Origin of the sequence: Scandinavium manionii, from assembly GCF_024764775.1 — a bacterium.
In the GTDB taxonomy this organism is placed as follows: Bacteria; Pseudomonadota; Gammaproteobacteria; order Enterobacterales; family Enterobacteriaceae; genus Scandinavium; species Scandinavium manionii.
The window spans coordinates 763,664-777,546 of sequence record NZ_JALIGC010000040.1 but is presented as its reverse complement, the minus strand read 5'-3'; the positions used below and the strand labels follow the sequence as shown (position 1 = coordinate 777,546).

Below are 13,883 nucleotides of genomic sequence, written 5' to 3'. Positions count from 1 at the left end.
TAGTGATGAGTCGGACGCAGCCTGACTGTGGCAAGGTGAACGCATTTTGAACAAAGGGGAATGACGATGTTGAAGGCATGGCATCTTCCTGTTGCACCGTTCCTGAAACAGCAGCAGGACCGACTGGTGATTACGCTGTGGCTGAGTGGTGAAATGGCGCCGCTGCGGGTCACGCTTCGGGCAGAAGAAGACAATGAGGAAATTGCGCTGCCGATGCATCGTCTGCGCAGCGAACCCCATCCCGGCGTTATCGCCTGGCGTGCGGAAATCGATTTAAGCAACGGGCAGTCGCGCCGCCGCTACAGCTTTAAACTGCTGTGGGAAAACCGCCAGCGCTGGTTTACGCCGCAGGGTTTTAGTCGCTTTCCTCCGGCGCGTCTGGAGCAGTTTGCAGTCGATGTGCCGGATAACGGCCCGCAGTGGGTTGCCGATCAGGTGTTCTATCAGATTTTCCCCGATCGCTTTGCCCGTACAGAACCGCGCAATGCCGAACAGGATAACGTTTATTACCATCACGCAGCCGGGCGCGAAATCGTCCTGTGCGACTGGGACGAACCGTTAACGGCGGAGGCGGGCGGATCGACGTTTTACGGCGGCGATCTGGATGGGATCAGCGAAAAGCTGCCGTACCTCAAAAAGCTTGGTGTTACCGCGCTATACCTCAATCCGGTATTTGTCGCGCCCAGCGTGCATAAATATGACACCGAAGATTATCGTCACGTGGATCCGCAGTTTGGCGGCGATCAGGCGTTGCTGCGTCTGCGGCACAATACGCGCCGGGAGGGAATGCGTCTGATCCTCGACGGCGTGTTTAACCACAGCGGCGATTCGCATGCCTGGTTCGACCGACACAATCACGGTACCGACGGCGCGTGCCACAATCCGTCTTCTCACTGGCGCGATTGGTACAGTTTTTCTGACGAAGGGCAGGCGCTGGACTGGCTTGGTTACGCCAGCCTGCCGAAGCTGGATTTCAGCTCGGAAACGCTGATTAATGAAGTGTATCGCGGTGAAGACAGCATCGTCCGCCACTGGCTGAAAGCCCCGTGGAGCATGGACGGCTGGCGGCTTGATGTGGTGCATATGCTAGGCGAAGCGGGCGGGGCGCGGAACAATTTGCAGCACATCGCGGGCATCACCAAAGCGGCGAAAGAGACCCAGCCCGAAGCCTATGTGCTCGGCGAACATTTTGGCGATGCGCGGCAGTGGCTGCAGGCCGATGCGGAAGACGCGGCGATGAACTATCGCGGCTTCACTTTCCCACTGTGGGGCTTCCTCGCCAACACCGATATTTCCTACGATCCGCAGATGATCGACGCCCAAACCTGTATGGCGTGGATGGATAACTACCGCGCCAGCCTGTCGCATCAGCAGCAGCTGCGGATGTTTAATCAGCTCGACAGCCACGATACCGCGCGCTTTAAATCGCTGCTCGGTAAGGACGTGGCACGCTTGCCGCTGGCAGTGGTGTGGCTGTTCACCTGGCCGGGGGTGCCCTGTATCTATTATGGCGACGAAGTGGGGCTGGACGGCAACAACGATCCGTTCTGCCGCAAGCCGTTCCCGTGGGACAAAGCGCAGCAGGACGGTGCCTTGCTGGCGTTGTATCAGCGCATGACCAAACTACGTCACCGGACGCAGGCCCTGCGCCACGGCGGCTGTCAGGTGATTTACGCCGAAGACAACGTAGTGGTGTTTGTTCGGGTGCTGAAGCAGCAGCGGGTGCTGGTGGCGATTAATCGCGGCGAACCGTGCGAAGTGGTGCTGGAAGCGACCCCGTTACTGGCGGTGAAAGAGTGGCAGCTGAAAGAGGGCAAAGGCACGCTGCATGATGATGTGCTGTCACTACCGGCCATTTCTGCCAGTGTGTGGTTTGGTCATTAACACGTCCCAGGATGGGGCACGAAAAACAAAAAAGCCTGCTATTTCAGCAGGCTTTTTGACGAAACGAGCCGATTACAGGCTGGTGACGTTTTCAGTCAGGTACTTAGCCACGCCTGCTGGAGACGCGTTCATGCCTTCTTTCCCTTTTTCCCACTGAGCTGGGCACACTTCGCCGTGCTCTTCGTGGAATTGCAGCGCGTCAACCATGCGCAGCATTTCGTCGATGTTACGACCCAGTGGCAGATCGTTCACAACCTGGTGACGTACGATGCCGTTAGCGTCGATCAGGAAAGAACCACGCAGAGCAACGCCAGCGTCCGGATGTTCGATACCGTAAGCCTGCTGGATTTCACGTTTGATGTCCGCAACCATCGCGTATTTCACTTCACCGATGCCGCCTTTGTCGACAGGGGTGTTGCGCCATGCGTTATGGACAAACTCAGAGTCAAAAGAAACGCCAACCACTTCTACGCCACGTTTCTGGAATTCTTCGTAACGCTTGTCGAACGCGATCAGTTCAGACGGGCATACGAAGGTGAAGTCCATCGGCCAGAAGAACAGAACGGTCGCTTTACCGTTGGTGTGCTGTTTGAAGTTGAAGTTATCAACGATTTCGCCGTTACCCAGTACAGCTGCGGCAGTAAAATCAGGAGCAGGACGAGTTACCAGAACCATGAGGTTCTCCTCTACATTTATAAGGTTAATGGAACGCAACGCGGGCCAGTATAGGGAGAGGAAGCGGGTGACTCAATGAGAAGCTGACAATCGTTGAGAAAGGTTTTACCTATCAATTATAATATGAACAACTGTTTCAGCTTAGCGATTCTGTGATAAAGCGCAAGTTTTATAGCTCTCGCGCCTTGGCCTGCGCCATCATCCGTGGGTAAAACGTCCAAAATGTGTCTTCTAACTGTGAGTAATGCGCGTCTAAATCCAGCCAGGAATCGCGCAGGGCATCGAGTCGCGGGCGGCGATTAGCCATCCCGTTCAGCACATTTTGTATAAAATTCATGTCGGCATAACGTTCCAGCCAATGCTCGGACCATAAATAATCATTCAGATTAACGAAACGCGGCGGTGATTCCGGCAGAATTTGTGTGACCTGAGTTTGTGCGTAGCGCACGAAATCCGGCAGAGAGATTTCCGGCGACAGTTTGGCCCAATCGCGGGAGAGGAAATGATCCCACATCACGTCGAGCGTAATCGGCGCCACGCGGCGGGTTTCGGGGCGGAACCACGCTTTCGCGCTTTTCACTTCCGGCAGATTATCAGTCAGCACATCGACCCGGCGGTGCATATGAATGCCGCTGACAATCGCCGATTCGTAGGTGTCATCCGGGTTGCCACGCACAAAATCGGCCAGCAAATTACCGGGCAAGGAACTGTCGGCGAGGTGTGCGAGGTGCAGGTGGGCCAGAAAATTCATGGTATGCGTTATCCGTATTTAAGGCTTACAGGTTGCAGCCAAAGCAGCCTGCCACTAGACTACCCGCCTCTTTATTATGTCTCGAGTTACCGTCATGCGCGTCGCCGATTTTTCTTTTGAACTGCCCGAATCCCTGATTGCTCACTACCCACAGCCGGAGCGCAGTGGCTGCCGCTTGCTGTCACTGGATGGGCCAACGGGCGCGCTGACGCACGGTACTTTCACCGATCTGCTCGCTAAGCTCAACCCTGGAGACCTGCTGGTCTTTAACAATACCCGCGTGATCCCGGCGCGCCTGTTTGGCCGTAAAGCCAGCGGCGGCAAGATTGAAGTGCTGGTTGAGCGTATGCTCGATGATAAACGTATTCTGGCACATATTCGCGCCTCAAAAGCACCGAAGCCGGGCGCGGAGCTGCTGCTCGGCGACGATGAAAGCATTAATGCCACCATGGTGGCGCGTCACGATGCGTTGTTCGAAGTGCAGTTTAACGATGAACGTCCAGTGCTGGATATTCTCAACGCCATCGGCCACATGCCGCTGCCGCCCTATATCGACCGTCCGGACGAAGACGCAGACCGCGAGCTGTATCAGACCGTCTACAGCCAGAAGCCAGGCGCCGTTGCGGCCCCGACGGCGGGCCTGCACTTTGACGAGCCGCTGTTGGCGAAACTGCGTGAGAAAGGCATCGAGATGGCGTTCGTGACGCTGCACGTCGGCGCGGGAACTTTCCAGCCGGTGCGGGTCGACACCATTGAAGATCACATCATGCACTCTGAATATGCGGAAGTGCCGCAGGATGTTGTCGATGCGGTGCTGGCAGCGAAAGCGCGCGGCAGCAAAGTGGTCGCGGTGGGCACGACGTCTGTGCGTTCTCTGGAGAGCGCAGCGCAGGTGGCGAAAACGGACCTGATTGAGCCGTTCTTCGGCGATACGCAAATCTTTATCTATCCTGGCTATCAGTACAAAGTGATTGATGCGCTGGTGACCAATTTCCACCTGCCGGAGTCAACCCTCATCATGCTGGTGTCGGCTTTTGCCGGTTATCAAAACACGATGAACGCCTACAAGTCTGCGGTAGAACAAAAATATCGCTTTTTTAGCTACGGGGATGCCATGTACATCACGTACAATCCGTCGGCTATTCAAGAACGTGTTGGGGAATAATTCCGCGGCGCAGGGTTTTATACGTCAGACTGTCTTTCTGACGCAGGAGCAACAATGAAATTTGAACTGGATACTACCGACGGACGCGCACGCCGCGGCCGCCTGGTCTTCGAACGTGGCGTTGTCGAAACGCCTGCATTTATGCCCGTCGGCACTTACGGCACCGTAAAAGGGATGACGCCGGAAGAAGTTGAAGAAACCGGCGCGCAAATCATTCTTGGCAACACCTTCCACCTGTGGCTGCGTCCTGGTCAGGAGATCATGAAGCTGCACGGCGATCTGCACGACTTCATGCAGTGGAAAGGGCCGATCCTTACCGATTCCGGCGGCTTCCAGGTCTTCAGCCTGGGCGATATCCGCAAGATAACCGAAGCGGGCGTTCACTTCCGTAACCCGATCAACGGCGATCCGATTTTCCTCGATCCGGAAAAATCCATGGAGATTCAGAACGATCTCGGTTCCGACATCGTGATGATCTTCGACGAATGTACGCCGTACCCGGCGGACTGGGATTATGCCAAGCGCTCAATGGAAATGTCCCTGCGCTGGGCAAAACGTAGCCGTGACCGCTTTGATTCTCTGAATAATAAGAACGCACTGTTCGGCATTATTCAGGGCAGCGTTTACGAAGATTTACGTGATATCTCGGTCAAAGGTCTGGTGGAGATTGGCTTTGATGGCTACGCTGTCGGCGGCCTGGCTGTCGGTGAGCCGAAGGAAGACATGCACCGCATTCTGGAACATGTGTGTCCGCAAATCCCGGCAGACAAACCACGATACCTGATGGGTGTGGGCAAACCGGAAGATCTGGTTGAAGGCGTGCGTCGCGGTATCGACATGTTCGACTGCGTGATGCCAACGCGTAATGCCCGAAACGGGCACCTGTTTGTGACCGATGGCGTGGTGAAAATTCGTAATGCGAAGCATAAAAGCGACACCAGCACGCTCGACGCTGAGTGTGATTGCTACACCTGTCGCCATTATTCACGCGCTTATTTGCATCATCTTGACCGTTGCAATGAGATTTTGGGCGCGCGTCTCAATACCATCCATAATCTTCGCTACTATCAGCGCTTAATGGCTGGTTTACGCAAGGCTATCGAAGAGGGTAAATTAGAGAGCTTTGTGACGGAGTTTTACCAACGTCAGGGTCGAGATGTTCCACCGTTGAACGTTGATTAATTTTAATAATGAGGGAAATTCAATGAGCTTTTTTATTTCTGATGCGGTAGCCGCTTCTGGTGCACCTGGACAAAGCAGCCCAGTGTCTCTGATCCTGATGCTGGTTGTGTTCGGTCTGATTTTCTATTTCATGATCCTGCGCCCACAGCAGAAGCGCACCAAAGATCATAAAAAGCTGATGGACTCCATCGCGAAAGGTGATGAAGTGCTGACTAACGGTGGTCTGGTTGGTCGCGTAACCAAAGTAGCTGAAGCTGGCTACATTGCTATCGCGCTGAACGACACCACTGAAGTGGTTATCAAACGTGACTTCGTAGCTGCCGTTCTGCCGAAAGGCACCATGAAGGCGCTGTAATCTACTGTTTTCCCAAAGGGAACTGCCGTGTTAAACCGTTATCCTTTGTGGAAGTACATTATGCTGGTCGTCGTGTTTATCGTCGGCCTGCTTTACGCACTTCCCAACCTGTATGGTGAGGATCCGGCTGTTCAAATCACTGGCGCGCGCGGCGTCGCCGCCAGTGAGCAAACGCTGATCCAGGTCCAGAACACCTTAAAAGAAGAAAAAATTACCGCTAAGTCTGTGGCACTGGAAGAGGGCGCAATTCTTGCTCGCTTCGACTCCACTGACATCCAGCTGCGCGCGCGTGAAGCGTTGATGAGCGTGCTGGGTGACAAGTACGTCGTGGCGTTAAACCTTGCTCCGGCAACCCCGCGCTGGTTAGCGTCGATTTCCGCAGAGCCGATGAAACTCGGTCTTGATCTGCGTGGCGGCGTGCACTTCCTGATGGAAGTGGATATGGATACCGCGCTCGGTAAATTGCAGGAACAAAACATTGATGGCCTGCGCAGTGACCTGCGTGAAAAAGGCATCGCTTACACTACCGTTCGTAAAGAAGATAACTATGGCTTGAGCATTACGTTCCGCGACGACGCGGCGCGCACTCAGGCAATTGATTATCTGGCTCCGCGCCATCGCGACCTGGTTATCTCTAAGCAGGGCAGCAATCAGCTGCGTGCGGTGATGACCGATGCGCGTCTTAATGAAGCGCGCGAGTATGCCGTTCAGCAGAACATCAACATCCTGCGTAACCGTGTTAACCAGCTTGGCGTAGCCGAACCTCTGGTTCAGCGTCAGGGGGCTGACCGTATCGTGGTTGAACTGCCAGGTATTCAGGACACGGCGCGTGCGAAAGAAATTCTTGGCGCAACCGCAACCCTGGAATTCCGTCTGGTGAATACCACTGTCGATCAGTCCGCAGCCACTACTGGCCGCGTACCGGGCGATTCCGAAGTGAAAGATACCCGTGAAGGCCAGCCGGTTGTGCTGTACAAGCGCGTTATCTTGACCGGTGACCACATCACCGATTCCACATCGAACCAGGATGAATACAATCAGCCGCAGGTTAACATCTCGCTCGATAGCGCAGGTGGCAACATCATGTCTAACTTCACCAAGGATAACATCGGTAAACCGATGGCCACCCTGTTCGTGGAGTACAAAGACAGCGGTAAGAAAGACGCGAAAGGCCGTGCCGTTCTGGTGAAAGAGGAAGAGGTGATTAACATCGCCAACATCCAGTCCCGCCTCGGTAACAGCTTCCGTATTACCGGTATCAGCAACCCTAACGAAGCGCGTCAACTCTCGCTGCTGCTGCGTGCCGGTGCGCTGATTGCTCCGATTCAGATTGTTGAAGAACGCACCATCGGTCCAACTCTGGGTATGCAGAATATTCAGCAAGGTCTGGAAGCGTGTCTGGCGGGTCTGGCTATCTCTATCATCTTCATGATCTTCTTCTATAAGAAGTTTGGCTTGATCGCGACTTCCGCGCTGATTATGAACCTGGTAATGATTGTCGGTATCATGTCGCTGCTGCCGGGGGCCACGCTGACCATGCCGGGGATTGCGGGTATCGTGTTAACCCTTGCGGTGGCGGTCGACGCCAACGTATTGATTAACGAACGTATTAAGGAAGAAATCAGCAACGGACGTTCCATTCAGCAGGCGATTGACGAAGGTTATCGCGGCGCGTTTAGCTCGATTTTCGATGCGAACGTTACCACGCTTATCAAAGTTATCATCCTGTACGCGGTCGGTACTGGCGCTATTAAAGGCTTCGCTATCACGACCGGTATCGGTGTGGCGACTTCCATGTTTACCGCGATCGTCGGCACCCGTGCCATCGTAAACCTGTTGTACGGCGGCAAACGCATCAACAAGCTGTCTATCTGAGGAGTGCGTTGTGGCACAGGAATATACTGTTGAACAATTGAACCACGGCCGTAAAGTCCATGACTTTATGCGCTGGGACTACTGGGCCTTTGGCATCTCTGGCCTGCTGCTGGTGGCTTCCATCATCATTATCGGCGTCCGTGGTTTTAACTGGGGTCTGGATTTCACTGGCGGTACTGTCATTGAAATCAGCCTCGAACAACCGGCCGATATGGACCAGATGCGTGACGCGCTGGAAAAAGCAGGCTTTGCCGATCCACTGCTGCAGAACTTCGGCAGCAGCCGCGACATCATGGTGCGTATGCCACCGGCCAAAGGGGAAACTGGCGGTCAGGAGTTGGGCAGCAAGGTGTTGAGCGTGATTAACGAAACCACTAACCAACATGCTGCTGTTAAGCGTATTGAGTTTGTGGGGCCAAGCGTCGGCGCTGACCTGGCAACTAACGGCGCAATGGCGCTGCTGGTGGCGCTTATCTCTATCCTCGTGTACGTCGGATTCCGCTTCGAGTGGCGTCTGGCGGCGGGTGTGGTTATCTCGCTGGCGCACGACGTGGTGATCACCATGGGCATTCTGTCGCTGTTCCAGATTGAAGTCGATTTGACCATCGTTGCGTCACTGATGTCGGTTATCGGCTACTCGCTGAACGACAGCATCGTGGTATCGGACCGTATTCGTGAAAACTTCCGCAAAATTCGTCGCGGTACGCCTTACGAAATCTTTAACGTGTCCCTGACCCAGACGCTGCACCGTACGTTGATCACATCCGGTACCACCTTGATGGTTATCCTGATGCTGTTCCTGTTCGGTGGTGCGATGCTGAAAGGCTTCTCGCTGACCATGCTTATCGGTGTATCCATCGGTACGGCATCGTCCATCTACGTAGCATCTGCGCTGGCGCTGAAACTCGGGATGCGTCGCGAGCACCTGCTGCAGCAGAAAGTGGAAAAAGAAGGCGCCGATCAGCCTAATATTCTGCCGTAAGTTCTGCACTGCAAAATCGAATCCCGGTCAAATGGCCGGGATTTTTTTATGTCAAAAATCCGCGTTTCCGGTAGGGTGAACAGATAATCTCTGTTTAAAGGACACTACAGAAATGACCACTGCGCCCCTCGTTTCACTGCAGCCCATGCCTCAGCCACCGTGCTGGACGAATCTGCCTTCCGTTACCCTAAATGACGCCACGCTTGCCGGGCGTAAAGCGCGCGTGCTGGACCGGATGCGCCAACAGGGGTTAGACACGCTGATTGTTTACGCCGACAAAGAGCACGGCGGAAACTTTGAATATCTCACTGGCTTTATTCCGCGCTTTGAAGAGGCGCTGCTGGTGTTGCATCAGGATGGCGAGGCGGGGCTGGTTCTCGGCAACGAAAACCTCAAGCTGGCGCCGCACGCGCGGCTGAAAAACCACGTGCTGCATGCGCCGTGGTTCTCTCTGCCGAATCAGCCAATGGACACGGTTCAGCCCCTGCACGAGGTTCTGCAACATGCCGGTATTATCGGGGATAAAACACTGGGTCTGGCGGGCTGGAAGCTGTTCACTGGCATAAACGACAACACGCGGCAGCTGTTCGATATCCCGTCGTTTATCGTTGATGCAGTCCGTGAGGCTGCGCCCAGGGCAGAACTGCGCAATGCCACCGGCGTGTTTATTTCCCCGGCGTATGGCGCTCGGGTTATCAATAATGCCAATGAGTTAGCGCATTATGAATACGGGGCCAATCTGGCTTCAACGGCGATACTTCGGGCGCTGAATGCGGTCGCACCGGGCAAAACGGAAAAGGAGATTGCCAGCCTGCTCGCCGCCGATGGCCAGCCGCACAACGTGGTGTCCATCGCTGCCACTGGCGATCGTTTCGCCCATGCGAATCTTTATCCGGGTGATAAAACGGTGCAACTGGGGGATAAATTTTCGTTGACCACCAGTTTTAAAGGTGGGCTCAGCAGTCGTGCGGCCTACGTGGTCGAAAATGCCGGGCAGTTGCCGGATGCGGTTAGCGATTATCTGGATGTCGTCGCGATTCCGTATTTCCGCGCGGTGGTCGCGTGGCTGGAAAACATTCGTCCGGGCATGACCGGCGGTGAGTTGTACCAGCTGATTGAAGATGTGCTGCCGAAGTCTGAATATCACTGGCATCTTAATCCGGGGCATCTTGTGGCGGATGAAGAATGGCTGTGTTCGCCGGTGTCTGCGGGCTCTGACATTCCACTTGCCAGCGGCATGCTGCTGCAAATCGATATTATTCCTTCCCGGGCGGGATATGCAGGGGCAAGCATCGAAGACACGGTGGCGCTGGCGGATGAATCGTTGCGTCAGCAATTGGCGGCGGAATATCCGCAGCTGTGGGCGAGGGTGCAGGCGAGACGGGCTTTTATTGAAAAAGAGGTCGGGATTCGTTTACCCGAGTGGGTATTGCCGTTATCAAATACCGTGGGATATTTGCGGCCGTGGTTGCTGGACCCTACAAGTGCGTTGTCGTGTAAGCCATGAATCTTCAAATGCCCGGCAAGCCTGCGCCGCCGGGCTTTATCGCTTAACGCTGATTATCAGAAGTTATACCCGACAACCAGGTAGCCACCCCAACCGGTAGAGCGGACGTTGAAGTTACCGTCACCGAAGTTCAGGCTTGCATCATCGTTCCACTGACCGCCGTTGTGCCAGTAACGTGCAACCACCGAGTAGTGCCAGTGATCGTAGTTCAGCGCCAGAATGTGGCTGGAGGCGATGGAGTTATTGGTACGCGCTTTCTTGCCGTTCAGGTCACGGAAGTCTTCGTCACCCAGGTCTGAACCCCAGTCAAAGTTGGTGAAACCGATGTAGCTCAGGTTACCGCCCCACAGGGTAGTAATCGGTACGAAGTATTTGACCTTGAAGCGGTAGCCGTCCCACTCATTTTCGTTCGCGGCACCGTAGTTCTGCCACTGGTATTTAGCATACACGTTCAGGGACAGGCTCATTGGCAGACCGGTGTCGATATCGGTACCCAGACCCATATACCAGGTGTTCTGCTTACTTGCATCGTCACCGTGCGCACCCATATCGTAGATATAGTTGTTGGCGAAGTACCATTCTTTAAACGGACCGAAAGCCAGGCTGGTGCCAGTCAGCTTGTCGATAGAGAAGCGCGGTTCAATCTCCATGAACATGCGAGAACCGTCATCCCAAATGCCTTTGTCGTTACCGTTACCCGCACCGAAGGTTTTTGGGATATCGATATAGCCGTAGAAGTCGAACCAATCTTTCTTGGCGAACGCTTCATATTCCAGGTAAACGTCATTATTTATTTTCGGCCCAAAGCGGGTGTGGTAGCTACCTACCACGTTGACGCTCTGATGCCACCAGTCAGAGACATACTCTGGTTTGGTCGTTTCGGCTGCGTTTGCCGTGAAAGTCGAAGAAAGCGCGAGCACTGCACCGGCTGCAAGTAATGTTTTTTTCATCATGATGCCACTTGTTGAAATCCCTTTCGGGGAGTGAAAAGAACCGCTTGGGCGTTTCTAAATGTAACTGTTTTCTGCGAGGCCTATTATAAGAATCATTGCTCACAAAAATATGTGGTGTTTCACAGTTTTCTCAAGTACGTAATCGATTGCGTTCACGTTTGCGTACATTATCGGCGGGGATTGTACGGATTCTCTCAAATGTTTCCAGGGATTTCTGAAAAACAGCAAAGATTGCGGTGCATGTTGAAGGGTGATGAAAAAGGGGGATGAAAACCGGATAACCGTCGCTATCCGGTGTTAAGAAATTACTGAACGCTGGCGGGCTGAATATCGTGAATGCGCACGAAAACGGGCTGCTTAGGATCCGTGCCACTGAGCTGAAGTGGAATATCCACATCGCTCGGTGCGAGGACGCTGGCAGGAGCGTTGATCAGCTGGTTTTTAACATTCACTTCCTGATAGTTGTCAGTTGTGCCCTGAATCAGGCCCCATTCGACGGTGCCGCTGAACGCGGGAAGCGGATCGTTGGATTCGCCCTGAATACGCAGCGTGGCGCGCATACCGTCGGCGTTTTGCGCGATGTTAATCAGCGACATTCTCAGCGTACCAATCTGGCTTTCCAGGCGGGCTGGCGTATTCGACCCCGGTAACAGATACACACCGCTTGCGGATTTCGCATTCAGGGTGTTTTGCTGGGTTATCTTCACGGTTTCCTGATTCAGCTTGGTCATATCTTTATTGAGCGCGGTGACGCTCTGCTGCATCTGATGTACTTCGTGCTGCTGTGCGCAGGCGCTAAGGGTAAACAGGCTGCCCAGCGCCAGAATTCGTACTAAACGTCGTGTCATCGTTAGGTGTCCTTTCGAGGTTCTGTCTGAAGTCAATGGTAGCAGTATCGTCCTGGAAGCCATCGGGGGATTGTCTCAAAATGACGCCGTGGGGTGGGTCGTGGTAAAATAGGAATATGTTATTTATCTTCGTCAGGACGCGCCATGCATTGCCCATTTTGTTTAGCCGTAGATACCAAAGTGATCGACTCCCGTCTGGTAGGAGAAGGTTCTTCAGTGCGCCGTCGCCGTCAGTGCCTGGTGTGTAATGAACGTTTTACAACCTTCGAAGTGGCCGAACTGGTGATGCCGCGGGTGGTGAAAAGTAACGACGTCCGCGAACCGTTTAACGAAGACAAACTGCGCAGCGGCTTACAAAAAGCGCTGGAAAAGCGCCCGGTCAGCTCTGATGATGTCGAAATGGCTGTTAACCACATTAAATCGCAGCTGCGTGCCACCGGCGAACGTGAAGTGCCGAGCAAGCAAATCGGTAATCTGGTAATGGAACAGCTGAAAAAGCTCGATAAAGTGGCCTATATCCGCTTTGCTTCGGTCTATCGCAGTTTCGAAGACATCAAAGAATTTGGCGAAGAGATCGCCCGTTTACAGGACTGATCGATGCTTGACGAAATGTACATGGCCCGTGCGCTGAAGCTGGCGAATCAGGGGCGCTTCACGACGCATCCGAATCCACGCGTTGGCTGCGTCATCGTGAAAGACGGGGAAATCGTCGGCGAAGGCGCGCACTATCGCGCGGGTGAACCGCACGCCGAAGTCCACGCCCTGCGCATGGCGGGCGAGAAAGCGAAAGGGGCAACGGCATATGTTACCCTCGAACCATGCAGTCACCATGGCCGTACGCCGCCGTGCTGTGAGGCACTCATTACCGCGGGCGTCAGCCGCGTGGTTGCCGCGATGCAGGATCCTAATCCGCAGGTTGCGGGGCGCGGGCTGTACCGTTTGCAGCAGGAAGGCATTATCGTTAGCCACGGGCTGATGATGAGCGAAGCGGAAGCGCTGAATAAGGGTTTCCTTAAGCGGATGCGTACCGGTTTCCCGTATATACGGCTGAAGCTCGGCGCGTCGCTGGATGGCCGCACGGCGATGGCCAGCGGTGAAAGCCAATGGATTACCTCGCCGCAGGCGCGCCGCGATGTGCAGCGTCTTCGTGCGGAAAGCCACGCCATTTTGACCACCGATGCCACGGTGCTGGCCGACGATCCTGCACTCACCGTGCGTTGGGAAGAACTGAGTGCCGATGTGCAGGCGCATTATCCGCAGGAAAATCTGCGTCAGCCGCTGCGCATTGTTATCGACCGTCAGAACCGCGTGACGCCGGAACACCGCATCGTGCAGCAACCGGGCGAGATCCTGTTTGCGCGCTGCAAAGACGATACCCGTGAATGGCCGGACAATGTGCGCAACCTGAACGTGCCAGAACATAACGGTCATCTGGATTTAGTTCTGCTGATGATGCAATTGGGTAAACAGCAAATTAACAGTCTATGGGTGGAAGCTGGCCCAACGTTTGCCGGCGCATTGTTGCAGGCAGGTCTGGTTGATGAGCTGATTGTCTACGTTGCGCCTAAACTGTTAGGCAGTGATGCGCGCGGTTTATGTGTGCTGCCAGGGCTTGAGAAACTGGCCGACGCCCCCCAATTTAGTTTCAGCGAGATACGCCCGGTCGGCCCGGATCTCTGTTTGCATTTAATACCCGCGTGAAGCAG

The 13,883-nt window shown here is 54.5% G+C and carries 13 protein-coding genes; 9 read left to right on the top strand and 4 right to left on the bottom strand.

The window, feature by feature from the left end:
- Nucleotides 1-66: 66 nt before the first annotated feature.
- The gene (gene malZ / locus MUU51_RS21420; RefSeq protein WP_258968556.1) at nucleotides 67-1,884 is read left to right on the top strand and encodes a maltodextrin glucosidase; all 1,818 of its coding nucleotides are present in this window, start codon (nucleotides 67-69) and stop codon (nucleotides 1,882-1,884) included.
- Nucleotides 1,885-1,956: 72 nt separating this feature from the next.
- Here the strand turns inward: malZ and MUU51_RS21415 are convergent, their stop codons facing one another.
- Both MUU51_RS21415 and acpH read right to left on the bottom strand, forming a co-directional pair.
- Nucleotides 1,957-2,559 (bottom strand): peroxiredoxin C, encoded by a 603-nt coding sequence (locus MUU51_RS21415; protein ID WP_110511520.1) that lies wholly within the window; start codon nucleotides 2,557-2,559, stop codon nucleotides 1,957-1,959.
- Nucleotides 2,560-2,728: 169 nt separating this feature from the next.
- Nucleotides 2,729-3,310 (bottom strand): ACP phosphodiesterase, encoded by a 582-nt coding sequence (gene acpH, locus MUU51_RS21410; protein WP_159772582.1) that lies wholly within the window; start codon nucleotides 3,308-3,310, stop codon nucleotides 2,729-2,731.
- A 94-nt stretch (nucleotides 3,311-3,404) separates the two neighbouring features.
- On the opposite strand from acpH, the gene queA reads away from it, so the two are divergent.
- The 6 genes from queA (at nucleotide 3,405) to MUU51_RS21380 (ending at nucleotide 10,376) form a co-directional block, all read left to right on the top strand.
- Complete coding sequence (gene queA / locus MUU51_RS21405; RefSeq protein ID WP_159772585.1) at nucleotides 3,405-4,475, top strand: tRNA preQ1(34) S-adenosylmethionine ribosyltransferase-isomerase QueA; 1,071 nt, start codon at nucleotides 3,405-3,407, stop codon at nucleotides 4,473-4,475.
- 54 nt (nucleotides 4,476-4,529) lie between these two features.
- Complete coding sequence (gene tgt, locus MUU51_RS21400; protein WP_110511517.1) at nucleotides 4,530-5,657, top strand: tRNA guanosine(34) transglycosylase Tgt; 1,128 nt, start codon at nucleotides 4,530-4,532, stop codon at nucleotides 5,655-5,657.
- A gap of 22 nt (nucleotides 5,658-5,679) precedes the next feature.
- On the top strand, nucleotides 5,680-6,012 hold the full coding sequence (gene yajC, locus MUU51_RS21395) for a preprotein translocase subunit YajC (protein WP_110511516.1): 333 nt from the start codon (nucleotides 5,680-5,682) through the stop codon (nucleotides 6,010-6,012).
- Between the two features lie 27 nt (nucleotides 6,013-6,039).
- Entirely contained in the window at nucleotides 6,040-7,887 is a 1,848-nt protein-coding gene (gene secD / locus MUU51_RS21390; RefSeq protein WP_159772588.1) for a protein translocase subunit SecD, read from the top strand.
- Between the two features lie 10 nt (nucleotides 7,888-7,897).
- The gene (gene secF / locus MUU51_RS21385; RefSeq protein ID WP_159772591.1) at nucleotides 7,898-8,869 is read left to right on the top strand and encodes a protein translocase subunit SecF; all 972 of its coding nucleotides are present in this window, start codon (nucleotides 7,898-7,900) and stop codon (nucleotides 8,867-8,869) included.
- Nucleotides 8,870-8,981: 112 nt separating this feature from the next.
- Nucleotides 8,982-10,376: a M24 family metallopeptidase gene (locus MUU51_RS21380; RefSeq protein ID WP_258968555.1), complete on the top strand. Its 1,395-nt coding sequence runs from the start codon at nucleotides 8,982-8,984 to the stop codon at nucleotides 10,374-10,376.
- 56 nt (nucleotides 10,377-10,432) lie between these two features.
- On the opposite strand, the gene MUU51_RS21375 is transcribed toward MUU51_RS21380, so the two are convergent.
- Nucleotides 10,433-11,326, bottom strand: coding sequence for a nucleoside-specific channel-forming protein Tsx (locus MUU51_RS21375; RefSeq protein ID WP_258968631.1), 894 nt, complete (start codon nucleotides 11,324-11,326; stop codon nucleotides 10,433-10,435).
- A 308-nt stretch (nucleotides 11,327-11,634) separates the two neighbouring features.
- Entirely contained in the window at nucleotides 11,635-12,177 is a 543-nt protein-coding gene (locus tag MUU51_RS21370) for a SadB/YajI family lipoprotein (protein ID WP_258968554.1), read from the bottom strand.
- A gap of 144 nt (nucleotides 12,178-12,321) precedes the next feature.
- Here MUU51_RS21370 and nrdR point away from each other — a divergent pair, with 144 nt between their 5' ends.
- Complete coding sequence (gene nrdR / locus MUU51_RS21365; protein WP_110511511.1) at nucleotides 12,322-12,771, top strand: transcriptional regulator NrdR; 450 nt, start codon at nucleotides 12,322-12,324, stop codon at nucleotides 12,769-12,771.
- A 3-nt stretch (nucleotides 12,772-12,774) separates the two neighbouring features.
- Complete coding sequence (ribD, locus tag MUU51_RS21360; RefSeq protein ID WP_258968553.1) at nucleotides 12,775-13,878, top strand: bifunctional diaminohydroxyphosphoribosylaminopyrimidine deaminase/5-amino-6-(5-phosphoribosylamino)uracil reductase RibD; 1,104 nt, start codon at nucleotides 12,775-12,777, stop codon at nucleotides 13,876-13,878.
- Nucleotides 13,879-13,883 lie beyond the last annotated feature (5 nt).

What these genes read in the sequence shown, in the direction of transcription:
- acpH (WP_159772582.1), bottom strand. Translation starts at nt 3,310, where the DNA reads ATGAATTTTCTGGCCCACCTGCACCTCGCACACCTCGCCGACAGTTCC.
- ribD (WP_258968553.1), top strand. Translation starts at nt 12,775, where the DNA reads ATGCTTGACGAAATGTACATGGCCCGTGCGCTGAAGCTGGCGAATCAG.
- MUU51_RS21415 (WP_110511520.1), bottom strand. Translation starts at nt 2,559, where the DNA reads ATGGTTCTGGTAACTCGTCCTGCTCCTGATTTTACTGCCGCAGCTGTA.
- nrdR (WP_110511511.1), top strand. Translation starts at nt 12,322, where the DNA reads ATGCATTGCCCATTTTGTTTAGCCGTAGATACCAAAGTGATCGACTCC.
- tgt (WP_110511517.1), top strand. Translation starts at nt 4,530, where the DNA reads ATGAAATTTGAACTGGATACTACCGACGGACGCGCACGCCGCGGCCGC.
- MUU51_RS21375 (WP_258968631.1), bottom strand. Translation starts at nt 11,326, where the DNA reads ATGAAAAAAACATTACTTGCAGCCGGTGCAGTGCTCGCGCTTTCTTCG.
- malZ (WP_258968556.1), top strand. Translation starts at nt 67, where the DNA reads ATGTTGAAGGCATGGCATCTTCCTGTTGCACCGTTCCTGAAACAGCAG.
- queA (WP_159772585.1), top strand. Translation starts at nt 3,405, where the DNA reads ATGCGCGTCGCCGATTTTTCTTTTGAACTGCCCGAATCCCTGATTGCT.
- MUU51_RS21370 (WP_258968554.1), bottom strand. Translation starts at nt 12,177, where the DNA reads ATGACACGACGTTTAGTACGAATTCTGGCGCTGGGCAGCCTGTTTACC.
- MUU51_RS21380 (WP_258968555.1), top strand. Translation starts at nt 8,982, where the DNA reads ATGACCACTGCGCCCCTCGTTTCACTGCAGCCCATGCCTCAGCCACCG.
- yajC (WP_110511516.1), top strand. Translation starts at nt 5,680, where the DNA reads ATGAGCTTTTTTATTTCTGATGCGGTAGCCGCTTCTGGTGCACCTGGA.